The sequence below is a fragment of the Pseudomonas sp. CFBP 13711 genome (assembly GCF_014842265.1).
In the GTDB taxonomy this organism is placed as follows: Bacteria; Pseudomonadota; Gammaproteobacteria; order Pseudomonadales; family Pseudomonadaceae; genus Aquipseudomonas.
This window is the reverse complement of the sequence record NZ_JACYVI010000001.1, coordinates 620,835-634,791: the sequence shown is the minus strand read 5'-3', so window position 1 is coordinate 634,791 and position 13,957 is coordinate 620,835. Positions and strand designations below refer to the sequence as shown.

Below are 13,957 nucleotides of genomic sequence, written 5' to 3'. Positions count from 1 at the left end.
AGAGCCCTATAGGGCTCTCCTGATCCTTTTCACCTAGCGATAACGTTGCACCACCCGCCGGGGACTGTCGTATATCCCGTACCTTCAGTTCCGTTCACCATATTTTTCGTCTTATTGCTTATTAGCCCAGCGGCATCTGTTGACCAATAAGATGCATCACCCATTGGGAATCTATTGCCATACTGACTATAGATTTGCCGAAGCTCGTCCATGCTCATCATTCTCAAACCGCGCCCTGCGGCTGTTCGAGATGCATCTGGCCAGCTGCGGTTTCCCAGTCCGTACACCAGGACCACATTGGAGACCGTTACAGCGTAACTGCCTCGACGTCCTTGTTGGTCCTGAACGGTAATTGTCGCCGTGCCGTTCGATACCGACTTGATGAGGCCGCTGCTGTCGACTTGCACTTTTGAGTCATCGCTGGATGTGTACGTGTAAGGTGCCACCCCGCTGGTTGGAGTCCTTCGGTAAGTCGTGCCTGCTGGCCAGTTCAAAGGTTCATAGCCTGGGTAACCTGCCAACCCCCATAGCCCACCATTCAGCGAAACGGACGACGGATCCAGGACAAATGGCGGTATCGGAGAAATAACCGAAAACTGACGCACGCCCGATGCAGGATTTTCAGCGTATTGCCCCACGGCCTTGAGACGGTGAGAACCCAGCGCCACACCCACCGACAGCCTCCAGTTACCGTTACCCCCCACTGCGGTCTTCCCTTTGGAAGTGTTCTCGTCGAAAACTTCCACTTGTTCGTTCGGCGCAGCCGTGCCCGATGCCGTCACGGTGGTCTCCGTGGTGGTGCCTCCCTGATTGATCTCGCCTTTTGAGTCGCGCACGCTCAGGGTTGGCGCCGTTGCCGCCTGAACATTGAACGTCCACGGTGGGGACACCGGATGACTCGCGTACAACGCTTTGGCAGTCAGGCTATGGGCGCCGACCGACAGGCCGCTGACTGACCGCGACCAGTCGCCGCTGGTGTTCACGCTGGCAGTGCCTTTGGAAGACGCGCCGTCGAACACCTCCACGGACTGACCGATCGACGCCTTGCCCGACGCGGTGACCGTGTTGGCGTAAGTTGAACCGCCATTGCTCACCGGCGTTCCATCGGGTTCTACGACCTGGGTGATGGTCGGGGTCACCAAGGCTGTGATCGTGAAGTTTCGCACCGGAGATTCCGGGTAGCTTGCGTAGTCGCCTTTGGCTTTGATTCTATGGACGGCGACGTTCAGGCCGGTCAGAGGCAGTGTCCATTGTCCAGCCGCATTGGCGCTGACTTTGCCGAGCGTCGCCGCACCGTCAAAAACCTCGACCTGCAGGTTCGCACTGGCGCTCCCCGTCACCACGACATCGGTATCCACTGTAAATCCGTCGGGCGGAATCTCGACGTTTTTCGAGTCCTTGATGCTGGTAATCGTTGGGGTAACGGCGACCGCGACGATCACTGTCCAGACCGTTGATTCGGGCTCCGTGCCATATAGCGCTTTAGCCTTGAAGGGATGCGAGGCTACCGTCAGCCCCGAAACGGTCAACGACCAGGTACCGGCATTGTTTGTACGCGCCGTACCTTTGGAGGTGTTGTCGTCAAACAGCTCGATCTGTTGATCGGGACTGCCCTGGCCGGACACTGTGACGCTGGTCTCGACGGTCGATCCGCCGTTGCTGATTGGCCCGTTTGAATCGAGCACCTGAGTTATGGTCGGCGTCAGGTTGGCCACCACATCAAACCGACGGGAAGGCGAAACCATTCCGCTTCCATCCAGCGCGCTGGCCTTCAGGCTGTAGGTTTTCACGGTCAATCCCGGCAGGGATCCGCTCCAGACGCCGCTGCTGTTGGCAGTCACGGTGGACAGACGCGTGCCACCGTCGAGAATTTCCAGCTCGGTTTCGACGGTGGAAGTGCCGCTGATGCTCACTGTGGTATCGAACGTCGTCCCTCCGTCAACCACTTCGCCCTTGCTGTCGCTGACGCTGACGATCTGCGGGTTGACCCAGTCATGGTGCAGCTTGAAGGTGTACGCCGTTCGCGGAAACTGCACGGCAGTGCTCTCGCTGGCGGTGCGGTCGAAGGCAACATTGCAGATCACCTCAAGGCGGGTGTCCTGCCCGAGTTTTTCGAGCTCGGTGCGCGGGACGCTCTCGGACAGACCATTCGTGGCCTGGGCACTGGTCAGCACCGCGCCATCCAGCAGCGTGATGCTGTAGACGCCGCCGCTGCCGGTTTCCCCTTCAAGACGCAGCCACACGCGTTGCTCCGCCGCAGCAAAAGGCCACTTGCCCACGGTCGTCGTCGCGTTGCCGGTGAAGGTTGCCAGGTTCAGCGTCTGACCGTCGGCCTGGGTGATGGCCGGATGCGGCAAGTCCTTGTCAGGGTCGCCAAAGGGCAGTACAGAGAGCATCAAGGCGATGGACTGTTGCTCTGCCATGTAACGTTTGACGCGGTAGGACACGCTGACACCGCGCCCAATGTTCGCGCCGACCACGGTAGCGGGCACGATGAAGTTGACTGGCCCATTCTCGCTGACCGTCTGTTCCTGGTCGGCAGGTGAACCGGCCCCCGGACTGCCCAGCCACATCATGGTGACGGTATCCTTCGGCTGCATGCTCTTGTAAAACACCTGCACGGTCACACCGGCCTGCGCCTTGATGGGGTCAAGCACCCCGTTGCTGGCTTCCAGTACGGTGGGGGCGGGCAGTTCGCCAATGGGTTTGCCGATTACCAGATCCAGTGTTTTCGAGTACTGAAAATGGCCGGTGGCGCCGCGTTTGAGTGTGTACAGCACCCTCACCACATTATTGATGTTGGCATCGACCAGGGGCCGCCGAACCTTGAAATCGACCGGCTTGCCGGCAATGGCAGTGGTGATGGGGAGCCAGTCGCTGCCGCTGCCCTCCAGCGGATGACCAAGCCAGTACCAGGTGAGCGTGTCTCCGGCGACCGTGCCGTTATAACTGACCTGTAACGTGACGTCGGCACCGGGATTCAGCTCGGGGTCGAGCTCGCCGCCCGGCGCTTCGAGGATGCTCGGCGCAGGCAGTTCGGCCAGGTGTTGTCCGACCTTGACGAGCAGATGCTCCGAGACCCGCACCGTGGATACATCGTTGAATACCCGGTAGCTGACGTCCAGCGTGCCGTTCTCAAGCAAGGCGATGTGTTCGCCCATCACAGGGATATAAACGACGTTGCCTACGTCGTTGGCGGTCACGAAGTGTTGGGTTTCATATAGATAGGGCGTGCCATTAACGCGGGTGCCGAGCCAGATCAGTTCAATCAGATCGCCATTGGCCATGCCGACGTAGACCGGAATCTCCACGTGGACGCGCTCTTCGAACGGGTCGAGCACATCACCGATCAGTTCCAGAATGCGCGGGATTTTCAGGGGGGCCACGCCGGTGATTCGGGCGATTGCCACTTTCGATGACTGCGGCATTTCACCGCTGGCTTTGTTCAGGACGTAGGACGCTTTAGCGGCGCCGCCGAGCAAGTCGCGCACAAGTGCGTTGGGGACAGTGGTGTAATAGATCGACGGGATGTTGCTCACCGTCACGGTCTGGCTATGCGTCACCGGCGCACCTGTGATTGGGGTACCGAGCCAGGTCATGGTCACGGTGTCGCCAATATGGAAAGGACCCACGGTAATGTTGATAACCACCGTGACGTCGGCGCTGCCCAGATCGCCGAGGTCGATCACCCCGTTGAAGGCTTCTTCGATGATCGGTGCGGGCAGCGTCCAGGCGCCGGCGTCCACCTTTACGCAGGTCGGAAGCGACCAGTCCTCGGAGAAGTTCCACACCTCGTCGTAGACCTGATGGTGGACGAGCAGCGCTGGGTCATTGCCAGCTGCGAGTATGGCGTCCTGATCGACGGTGATGACGATAGGCTCTTCGCCCCCGGCCTCGGTTTCAGTGATCTGCCGACGGAGAGACACAGTGCCCCACTGCAACTCGACAGTGTCGCGAGCCTTACGTCCGGGGTAATTGCGGATGGTCACAGGGATGCCAGCAGCTGCCGAATTTTTATCAACGCCGTTATTGACAATGTCCTCCGGCAGCTCTGGCGCCTTGAGTTCGGAGTGCCCGGGTTTATGCGGATCCTGGTCCACGCCTCCCGGCCGATCGAGTTTGACCCGCAGGCGCAACGGCACTGAGTCTTCGGGCGTGTTTGTGCCGGTGCGGGTCAGTCTGTAGAACACCCTTTCAGCCCAGTCAGGCATGTCCCAGTCGGTGTGCAGCGTGAAACCAATGCGCTTGTCGATATCGTCGGCGACCACCGTGTGACTGTCCACCCGAGTGTCGTCCCAGTAAAACTCGACAAGGTCGCCCTCCTGCATGCGCAGCCAGGGGTCGACGGAAACTAATATACCGTCCGGGTCTTCTACGAGGTCGATATTGATCCCGCCGTCACCGCCCTCGACGGGGGTGACCAGACCAGTGATCAGCACCGGACGCAACGCGAGTATCGAGTAGTCGCCGTCCGAGGGTGGGAGGAGGGTGCCTGAGTCTCGTTTCATGGTGAGCTTCCTTGTTCAGGGGGGGACGCTGACCGGGGATTGGCAGCAAAACGTCTGCATAGGCTGCCGTCGACTCCCCAGCGGAGATTTGATCGGGAGCGCCATCCACCGGCCGGCCCTGGACTGGCCTTACAGGTGTCGCGCCCCAGGTTGATAAACACTGTCGAGCTGAACATTCATCGCGGCGTGAACCCCATGTCCCCGCCGCACTCGCTTTTCATACCAACGTGAAATACCGAAGGCGGGAGGGCGCCCCGTTACCCAGAATCCAGACTCGATGGGAAGAGTGTTCAGGAACGGTGACCTCTAATGTCCACTGGCCGTTGGCGCTGGCCATCACAGTACCGAGCTGCGCGCCTCCTCCTTGTTCGCTCGGGGCGTCCAGGAGCTTCACTTCCAGGTTTGGATAGGACGTACCAGCAAAGGTCAGTCTTCGGTCGGAAGTCGTGCCGTGGTCCGGTATTTCGTCGCCGCTTGAGTCCTTGATGCTGGTAATGACCGGATTGGCAGGCATGGCGTTGACGCTGAAGGTGCGCACCGCCGACTCCGCTTGATCGCCATACAGCCCTTTGGCCTTTATGGCGTGGGATGTAACAGCCAGACCACTGATCCCGAACATCCACTGGCCGTCCGCGTCTGCAGCCGGTTTGCCCTGGGAGGTAGTGCCGTCAAACACTTCCAGGCCAAGGTTGGGTGCCGCGGTGCCACGCAGGGTCACGCTGGTGTCGGTTGTCGAACCGTTGTCGGGGATTTCCTGCTCGTTGGAATCCGTGATGCTGCTGATCACGGGAGGGTCGAGCACCACCGGCTGACCGATGCTGAACACCAGCTTTTCGGAATCGCTGCGGCGATCCGCACGCTTCACCCAGTACGAGGCCTCGACAGTGCCGCCCTTGTTGCCTGAAATAGCTGCTTGAGAAATCTCGAACACTATGTCTTTGTTCAGGGTGAGTGATGTGATCGTGATCCAGTCTTCCACGTCGAAAGCGATGCCATGCCACAGGTAATGCACTTCATCGCCTATGGCCATTTCCCGGTAGGCCGTAACGGTCAGCTTTGTTCCGGGTAACTGGGGATCCATCACTCCATAGGCATCGATCCCTGCAACTGCTGGCGCCAGTAACTCGGCAAGCGGCTGGCCGATGTTCAGCGTTGCGGCGCGGGCAGATTCGCGGTTGACGGGCCTGCCTTCCACATCTCTGATGAGGATGAAATACAACCCGAGGGTGCCGCCCTCGATCGCTTTGAGGTGCGTGCCCGGCACGGTGATATTGATCGGAGCCTTGTTGGTCGCTTCGCCGTTGGTGATGTTATGCGGGCTCAACAGCGGGTCGTAAATGCTCAAGTCAGGCCGGATGCCGATCCATCTCAGGACGAGCTGGTCGCCTGCCAGCATGCTGTCATCCCACGGGATCTGCACGGTCGTGATGGGGAGGTTCGGATTGATCGCGCCCTGCGCGGCATCAAGGGCAACCGGCGCGGCCATGCGCACGGCCTCGCCAATGACACTGATGAACGCCCCATTGGACTCCGACCTGGTACTGTCCTGATGCAGCAAATAATAAGAGAAAGCCGCCTGGGTTTGAGCCAGCTGTCGGACCACGGCGTTGGGGATCTGTATCTCGTACATATCGGGCAAGTCGTCGATAATGACTTCCGGCGCCTCATGGGTGACCTGCTGGCCCTCGGCAGTGGTGCCCGTCAACTTCACCACGATCTTGTCGCCCAGGAGGAAGCCATCCTTGACCTCCCCGAAACGCGAGAGTGCCTGTTTGCCCATCGACGCGCGCAACTGCGCGGCCTGTTGCGGCGTTAATGATTTGTAGAGTTGCTTCGTCATCTTGCGATTATTGGACGCCCAGACCACCACCGTTACCGGGCTGCTCCCCAATGTGTCCAGGTCCAGCACGTTACTGGTTGCTTCACGGACAATCGGCGAGGACAGCCGGGAGGTATCGGTCCTGACGGTGATACGGATCTCGGCGGCCCAGTCCTCCGAGCGGTTATCGACGATGTCGTAGACTTCATAGGTCACGGCCAGGCCTTCATTGTCTGAGTCTCCAGCCTCAAGAATGACTGCCTCGTCAACGGTGATCACGATCGGTTGATTCACTTCCTCTGCAGTGACCTGGTGGTACACAAACTTCCCGCCCCAGGAAAGCTTGATGACGTTCCATTCAGCCATTTCAGGGTATGGCGCAATCGTGACCGGCACGCCCGCCTTGGCATCCTCATCATCTACGCCAAATTCAACGATCTCCGGCGGCATTGACAGTCTTAGTGCCGAATGCCCGGGGGTATCCCCGTCCTGATCTTTGCCACCGGGGCGCTCGATTTTGACCATTATGTCGGTGGGGTCGGACCGCTCAACTTCCTGGCCCAGCCGCTTCACGTTGTACCACAGGGTGTAAATGCCGGAATTGAGGTGCCTGGCCTGAATAAAGGCAGTCACCCGCTGGTTGACCTCCTCCGCCGTGATGGACTCCGAGGTGACCTCCACGGGCTGGCCTGGATTATGCTCAGGGTCAGAGAGGAGCGACACCGACACGCTGTCGCCGGTACCCATGGTCGACCACGCCGGAATATAGAGCTGCAAGCCGTTTTGCGGAAAGTTATCCAGCACGGCGCCGTGGTTGATGCCCCATAGCGTCTGGTTGGGTGCAGCGGGTGGCTCGGGAAGAGGCTGATTGGTGCGACCGGGGATTTCCAGCTTGTCGAGAGCGTTGGTACCACTGGAAGGGCGAGACGAGTTGCGCGGCGCTGAGGTCATGGCAGTTGACTCCTGTCGGGAAATTTCCAGGAGTCATTGGGCGCCGGATTGAAGGAACTGACTACTGTCAGAAGTGACAGGTTCGGCTGCCTTTGGTCGGCTTTAACGGCGTGCAGCACTGCCTGTCATTGTTGGGCAGATGACACGTTCAGAGGTGTCCGGCCGTTGAGTGGAGGGTTATTTCCAGCTGTGAATGGGCCAGCCCGCTTGTTCAGCCCTCTCGCGCAGCACGGGGTCCGGGTTCACTGCGTGGGGGATATCCACCTTCTCCAGCAGTGGCAGGTCATTGCGCGAATCGGAATAGAAACTCGCGCCCTCCAGGTTTTCGCCTTCCTGATCCAGCCACGCCATCAGCCGTGTGATTTTGCCTTCGCGGTAGGTGAGCACGCCGGTGGTCTTGCCGGTGTAAACGCCGTGGGCGACTTCCAGGTCGATGGCCAGCACTTCATCAACGCCGATGCGCTCGGCAATGGGCTTGACCAGATGCACGCCCGACGCCGAGATGATCAGAATGCGATCGCCGGCAGCCCGGTGTTCGGCGATGGCCTTGGTGGCATCGCTGAAAATGATCGGCTCGATGTAGTCCTCGACCCAGCGCCCCACCAGAAAATCCACTTCCTCCGGCGTGCGCCCGACCATCGGGTCCAGGCTGAACGCCATGTAATCTTCCATGGCGAGTTCGCCCCTGCCGTAGGCGGCCATCAGCTCATGGTCCTTCTTCATGAACCACTCGGGATCGACCCAGCCCAGCCGCCCCATCTGTTCGCTCCACAGGCTGGAACAGTCACCGTGGATCAGGGTTTCGTCCAGATCGAAAATTGCTAAAGGCACGCGCGCGCTCCTCTCATCAGTGTGGGTTCGGTCGGCGTCTGGCGCGCAGCTACAAGTATCAAGCGGCAAGCTGCAAGAGGGAGCGGTGGTAATCCAGCTTTTTCTTGCAGCTTGTCGCTTGAAGCTTGCCGCTTCAAACGACACACAACGCCGAATCTTCGATGTGCAGGGTGACGCGCTGGCCGTTCGGGTGCAAGTCGCTGGCCGAGCGATTGAGCACGTCGACCACCAGTTCCACGCCCCGGGCCTCGACGCGATAGCGGATCACGTTGCCCAGCAGGCTGTGGCTGCGCACTTCGCCTTCCAGCGAGCCGGTCAGGCTCAATTGAATCGCTTCCGGGCGGATCGCCACGCGGCTGTTGATCGGGCGTTGCATCAGGCGGCTGGCGGCGTCGGCCTCCAACAGGTTGTAGTTGCCGATGAAGCCGGCGGCGAACGCATCGACCGGCGCGGTGTACAGGGTTTCGGCGTCGCCGCTCTGGACGATTCGGCCCTGATTCATCAGGAAAATCCGGTCGGACATGGTCAGCGCTTCTTCCTGATCGTGGGTCACGAAAATCGTCGTCAGCCCCAGCTCCTGCTGAATCGCACGGATCTGCTCGCGCAGGTGCTTGCGGATGCGCGCATCGAGGGCCGACAGCGGTTCATCGAGCAGCAGCAGGCGAGGGCGGGTCACCAGGGAACGCGCCAATGCGACGCGCTGACACTGCCCACCCGACAGCTGATGGGGATAGCGCGTGGCGAACTCGTTCAGCTCCACCAGCTTGAGCACCTCGGCCACGCGCTGCTTCATTTCATCGGTGCTGACTTTCTGCATGCGCAGGCCGAAGGCAACGTTCTGTTCCACGTTCATGTTGGGGAATAGCGCGTAGCTCTGGAACACCATGCCGATGCCGCGCTTCTGCGGCGACACCGGCACCAGGTCTTTGCCGTCGAGGAAGATGCTGCCGCTGGTCACCGACGTCAGCCCCGCGATGCAGCGCAGCAGGGTGGACTTGCCGCAGCCGGACGGGCCGAGCAGGGTGACGAATTCGCCTTTTTGGATTTCGCAATTGATGTCGCTGAAGACCGCTGTGCTGCCGTAATTCTTCTGCAGGTTTTCGACACTGACGAAGCTCATATCAGTCTTTGTCCTTGTTCAGTCGGTTGGCCGCCCACGTCAGCAGCAGTACGAAAAAGAAGTAGGAAATCACCAGCGCGCTGTTGAAGTGGCCGCTGCTGTTGCGCATGTTGTTGAGGTAAACCTGCAGGGTTTCGTAGCGGGTGCCCACCAGCAGATTGGCGAACACGAACTCGCCGAACAGGAACGAGAACGACAGCAGCAGTGCGATCATCAAGCCCTTGCGCAGGTTCGGCAGCACCACCAGAAACGCGGCTTGAAAGGTATTGGCGCCAAGCAGTTGCGCGGCGTCCATCAGATCGACCAGGTTGATCGCTTGCAGGTTGTTGGTGATCGCCCGGTACATGAACGGCAATGCCACGGTGAAGTAGCAGCCGATCAGGATCCACGGCGTACCGACCATCGCCAGCGGCCCCGAGCCGTAGAGCTGCAACAGGCCCACCGACGACACCACCGGCGGCACCGCGAAGGGCAACAGGATGAGGATGTTCATCAGCGCGTCGAGCTTGGGGAAGTGGTAATGCACAACGAACAGCAGCGGCAGAATCAGCACCACCGAGAGCACCAGCGCGCCGACGCACACCAGCAGCGACTGGCCGAACGCGCGCAGAAAACGCGGATCGCTCCACAGCGCGACGTACCATTTGTAGGTCAGGCCGTCGGGCAGAATCGTCGCTGACCAACTGGTGGCGATGGAATACACAAAGGTGCCCAGCAGCGGCGCCAGCAGAATCAGAAATAGCAGGTACACCACGACGCGGTGGTAAAGCCCCGGCGGGCGGCGTTCAGCGCGAGACATGGTAGCTCCTCTTCAACAGCCACTGATGCACGACGGTCACCAGCGTCATCATCCCCACCAGAATCATCGCCAGGGCGCTGGCCATGTTCGGGTCCAGCGTGATATCGCCCGCGACCATCGCCGCAATGCGGATCGGCAAGACGTTGAAATTGCCGGTGGTCAGCGCGTACACCGTGGCGTAGGCGCCCAGCGCGTTGGCCAGTAGGATCACGAACGTGCCGAGCAGCGCCGGGGTCAGCACCGGAATGCCGATGTGCCGCCAGAAATCCCAGCCGCTGGCGCCCAGCAGCGATGCCGATTCGCGCCAGTCTTCCCGCAGCGCGTCGAAGGCCGGGTAGAGCAGCAGCACGCCCAAGGGGATCTGGAAGTAGGTGTAGAGAATGATCAGGCCGGTTTTCGAGTACAGGTTGAAGTCATCGATGATCCCGGCCTGTTTGAGAATCAGCGTCAGCGCGCCGTTGAAGCCGAGCAGGATGATGAAGGCAAACGCCAGCGGGACGCCGGAAAAGTTACTGGTCATATTGGCAAAAGCGCTGACGAAATCCCTCAGCCGCGACGGCACCTTACGCAGCGAATAACTGCCGAGAATCGCGATGACGATGCCGATCAGGCTCGACCAGAAGCTGATCTCTAGGCTGTACTGCATCGCCTGGCGGTAGAAGCGCGAATTGAAGGCCTTGATGAAGTTGTCGATGCCCCAGCCGGCGTCCGATTGCAGGCTGTTGATCGCCACCCAGGCCAGCGGCGCGATCTGAAACGCAATGAAGAAAACCGCAAACGGCACGAGGCACAACAGCCCCAGCCATTTGCCGCGGCTTTGTGAATTCACTTGAGCACCTCTCTGCACACAGGTTTGTCGTGGGGCACACCGAGCAGTTCGCAGACGGTGCCGCAGATCTCGGTCTGCTTCGGTTGCGCATCGGGGTGGAGGCTGAAGGCGTCACCGAGCACGAACAACGGGACCTCGCGTTCTTCCGGCAGCACGCCGTTGTGGGAGCGGTCGTTGTTCATGCCGTGGTCGGCGGTCACCAGCACTTGATAGCCCGCATCCAGCCAGCGCTGCAGGTACTCGGCGAGAATGATGTCGGCGGTACGCGCGCTGTTGCGGTACTGCGGGGTGTCGAGGCCGTGCTTGTGGCCGGCGTCGTCGATATTCATCGGGTGGACGAACAAGAAGTGCGGTGCGTGGGCGGCTCGCAGATGCTCGGCATCGTCGAACAGGTGTGAATCGGGGTAGTGATCGACGTAGTAGAAATGCCCGTGTTGAATCGGCAGGTCGACGTCGTCGGTGTGACGGTCGCGTGCGGCAATGAAGGGGCTGCGGTTGTATAACTCGCTGACCCAGTGGTACGCGGCAGCGGCGGTGGTCAGCCCGGCGTCGGTGGCGTAATGGAACACGCTGCGCTGGGTGGAAAGCCGGGACACCTGGTTGTGCACGATACCGCTGTCGATGGGCGCAACGCCGGTCAGAATGCATTCATACAGCGGGCGCGACAGCGACGGCAGTTCGCATTCGAGTTTGTACAACGCCGCGCGGCCTGCATTTCGGTAGGCCAGCAAATGCCCCATCGCATGGTGCGCCACGCTGTAACTCAGGCCGTCCAGCAGGATGAGGATGACGTTGTGTTTCATGGCGTCTCCGGAGGGGGGATCCCCAAACATTGCTGTAGGAGTGAGCTTGCCCGCGATCGCGGTATGCCTGGGACAGACAGGTTGACTGACACACCGAAATCGCGAGCAAGCTCACTCCTACAAGGGGCCTGCATCAGCAGTAAAGGATCACTGCATCTCGACGATGACTTGCTCGTTCCACAGTTGTGGCAGGGCTTTCGAGGTTTTTTCCCAGGCTGCCGCGTCTTTGATCGGCGTCACGTTCTTGTACTGCTCGTTAGGCAGTAGCTTGGCTTGCACGTCTGGCGGCAGGGTCAGGTGTTCGGCGCGGATCGGGCGTGCGTTGCCCTTGGCCAGGTTGATTTGGCCGGCGTCGCTGAAGATGTATTCACGGGCCAGCTTGGCAGCGTTCGGGTGCTTGGCGTATTTGTTGATGATCGTGGTGTAGCCCGAGATCACCGAACCGTCGGACGGGATCAGCACAACGTAGTCGTCAGGATTGGACATCTTGGCCTTGTAGCTCAGGCCGTTGAAGTCCCAGACCACGCCCACTTCCACTTCGCCTTTTTCCATCGACTGAATCGACGGGTTGTTGATGCCCAGGCGCTTTTGTTTGGCCAGTTCGGTGAACAACTGCAGGCCCGGCGCGAGGTTGGTTTCATCGCCTTTCATGGAGATCGCAGCGGCCAATACGCCGTTTGCAGCCTGGGCCGCAGTGCTGACATCACCGATGGTGACTTTGTATTTACCGTTCTTCAGGTCAGCCCATTTGGTGGGTACGTCCGAGCCGTGCAACAGCTTTTTGTTGACGATGAAAGCGATGGTGCCGGTGTAGGCCAGCGCCCAGTGACCGTCTTTGTCCTTGGCCCACTCCGGCACTTGCGCCCAGGTGCTCGGCTTGTAGGGTTGGGTCACGCCCTTCGCCAAAGCGATCGGGCCGAATGCGGCACCCACGTCGCCAATGTCGGCGCTGGCGTTGTCTTTTTCCGCATCGAACTTGGCCACTTCCTGAGCCGAGCTCATGTCGGTGTCCATGTGCACCAGACCGTACTTGGCGGTCAGGTCGGTCCAGGTGCCTTTCCAGTTCGCCCAGTCATCGGGCATGCCCACGCTGTTGACCGCGCCTTCAGCCTTGGCGGCGGCTTCGAGTGTTTTCAGGTCGGTGTCGGCGGCCATGGCCGAAGCGCTCAGCGCGATGGCCGAACCCAGGAGTGATGCCAGCAAAAGGTGTTTCATTCGAAGCTCCTTTGTGCACTTCTCGACGGACTCATAGAAGTGTTCGTTGCGGATGGTTGGTCTAGGTCAGCAATACCTGAGCCAAGTTAGGCCAGTTACATGACGCTTTCGTGTCTGGACCGACTCTTGCTATGACCAGCAACAGCCCGGGCGATCGCTGTGAAATGAGCGTAGACCATGCTCAACCGCTTGATCTAAAAGGCCCGGATGATTTCCTGAGCGCTAGTCTTGCTGCCGCTCCTGGCTGGAATGTCACGCAACGGTCATCTAGGCTGCCTAGGCTCTGGAGCACCGAAACGGGCCATTCGGCGAGCGACACTGCCCTTAAATAGCGCTGGTCTAGTCCAGATAGGTAACGTAATGCGCGAAGAAATGCCCCGAGCGGTGACGACCATCTGCAACGCGCTGCAAGAGCAGATCGAACACGGCCTGTTGCCGCCGGGCAGCAAGTTGCCCGCTGAACGCAAATTGAGTGAGGTCTTCGACACGACGCGCATTACCTTACGCGAAGCGCTGGTGCAGCTCGAAGCCCAAGGTTTGATCTACCGCGAGGAGCGCCGAGGCTGGTTCATTTCACCGCCGCGACTGGCCTATGACTTGATGCGCCGCAGCCACTTTCACGCGATGGTTCAGGCCCAGGGCCGAGTGCCTGCCACCCAAGTGATTTCCGCGCGGCTGCAACCTGCATCGGCGGTGATTTGCGGGCTGCTGCAACTGCCGGCGCTGTCCAGCGTGATCCAGATCTGCCGCGCCCGCCGGATTGATGAACGGCTGGTGCTTTACGTCGAGCACTACCTCAACCCCGATTACTTCCCGCATATTCTCGATAAGGACCTGAACCAGTCGCTGACTGAGCTCTACGCCAGCCACTACGACATTCGCTACGGCCAGGTGCGTTTCGAGATGGTGCCCACGGCGTTGCCCGTGGAAGCGGCGGCGGCGTTGAAAGTCTCCATCGGCAGCCCGGGCCTGCGGATCGCCCGGGTCAACCACGATCAGCGCGGGCGGCTGATCGATTGCGATCTGGAGTACTGGCGCCACGACGCGATTCACGTGAGCGCGGTGGTCGCGGATATCTAGCC

Annotated in this window: 9 protein-coding genes; 1 reads left to right on the top strand and 8 read right to left on the bottom strand. The window is 60.2% G+C overall.

The window, feature by feature from the left end; genetic code table 11:
* Positions 1 to 29: 29 nt before the first annotated feature.
* The 8 genes from IFT47_RS02850 to IFT47_RS02815 all read right to left on the bottom strand — a co-directional run bounded on the left by IFT47_RS02850 (position 30) and on the right by IFT47_RS02815 (position 12,875).
* Positions 30 to 4,508, bottom strand: coding sequence for an Ig-like domain-containing protein (locus tag IFT47_RS02850; RefSeq protein WP_192170941.1), 4,479 nt, complete (start codon positions 4,506 to 4,508; stop codon positions 30 to 32).
* 217 nt (positions 4,509 to 4,725) lie between these two features.
* Complete coding sequence (locus IFT47_RS02845) at positions 4,726 to 7,278, bottom strand: hypothetical protein (RefSeq protein ID WP_192170942.1); 2,553 nt, start codon at positions 7,276 to 7,278, stop codon at positions 4,726 to 4,728.
* 177 nt (positions 7,279 to 7,455) lie between these two features.
* Positions 7,456 to 8,109 (bottom strand): HAD-IB family hydrolase, encoded by a 654-nt coding sequence (locus IFT47_RS02840; RefSeq protein WP_192170943.1) that lies wholly within the window; start codon positions 8,107 to 8,109, stop codon positions 7,456 to 7,458.
* A gap of 133 nt (positions 8,110 to 8,242) precedes the next feature.
* The gene (locus tag IFT47_RS02835; protein ID WP_192170944.1) at positions 8,243 to 9,229 is read right to left on the bottom strand and encodes an ABC transporter ATP-binding protein; all 987 of its coding nucleotides are present in this window, start codon (positions 9,227 to 9,229) and stop codon (positions 8,243 to 8,245) included.
* A gap of 1 nt (position 9,230) precedes the next feature.
* Positions 9,231 to 10,028, bottom strand: a complete 798-nt coding sequence (locus IFT47_RS02830) for an ABC transporter permease (protein ID WP_122537490.1) — start codon at positions 10,026 to 10,028, stop codon at positions 9,231 to 9,233.
* Positions 10,015 to 10,857 (bottom strand): ABC transporter permease, encoded by an 843-nt coding sequence (locus tag IFT47_RS02825; RefSeq protein WP_192170945.1) that lies wholly within the window; start codon positions 10,855 to 10,857, stop codon positions 10,015 to 10,017. Before IFT47_RS02825 ends, IFT47_RS02830 begins: the two co-directional genes overlap by 14 nt.
* Entirely contained in the window at positions 10,854 to 11,660 is an 807-nt protein-coding gene (locus tag IFT47_RS02820) for an alkaline phosphatase family protein (protein ID WP_192170946.1), read from the bottom strand. Before IFT47_RS02820 ends, IFT47_RS02825 begins: the two co-directional genes overlap by 4 nt.
* Positions 11,661 to 11,807: 147 nt before the next feature.
* A complete protein-coding gene (locus tag IFT47_RS02815) occupies positions 11,808 to 12,875 on the bottom strand; it encodes an ABC transporter substrate-binding protein (protein ID WP_192170947.1) in 1,068 nt (355 codons plus the stop codon).
* Between the two features lie 360 nt (positions 12,876 to 13,235).
* On the opposite strand from IFT47_RS02815, the gene IFT47_RS02810 reads away from it, so the two are divergent.
* Entirely contained in the window at positions 13,236 to 13,955 is a 720-nt protein-coding gene (locus IFT47_RS02810) for a UTRA domain-containing protein (RefSeq protein ID WP_192170948.1), read from the top strand.
* Positions 13,956 to 13,957: the final 2 nt, after the last annotated feature.

Excerpts from the sequence above, each read along its gene's own strand:
- IFT47_RS02835 (WP_192170944.1), bottom strand. The coding sequence starts at position 9,229 with ATGAGCTTCGTCAGTGTCGAAAACCTGCAGAAGAATTACGGCAGCACA.
- IFT47_RS02810 (WP_192170948.1), top strand. The coding sequence starts at position 13,236 with ATGCGCGAAGAAATGCCCCGAGCGGTGACGACCATCTGCAACGCGCTG.
- IFT47_RS02830 (WP_122537490.1), bottom strand. The coding sequence starts at position 10,028 with ATGTCTCGCGCTGAACGCCGCCCGCCGGGGCTTTACCACCGCGTCGTG.
- IFT47_RS02820 (WP_192170946.1), bottom strand. The coding sequence starts at position 11,660 with ATGAAACACAACGTCATCCTCATCCTGCTGGACGGCCTGAGTTACAGC.
- IFT47_RS02815 (WP_192170947.1), bottom strand. The coding sequence starts at position 12,875 with ATGAAACACCTTTTGCTGGCATCACTCCTGGGTTCGGCCATCGCGCTG.
- IFT47_RS02850 (WP_192170941.1), bottom strand. The coding sequence starts at position 4,508 with ATGAAACGAGACTCAGGCACCCTCCTCCCACCCTCGGACGGCGACTAC.
- IFT47_RS02845 (WP_192170942.1), bottom strand. The coding sequence starts at position 7,278 with ATGACCTCAGCGCCGCGCAACTCGTCTCGCCCTTCCAGTGGTACCAAC.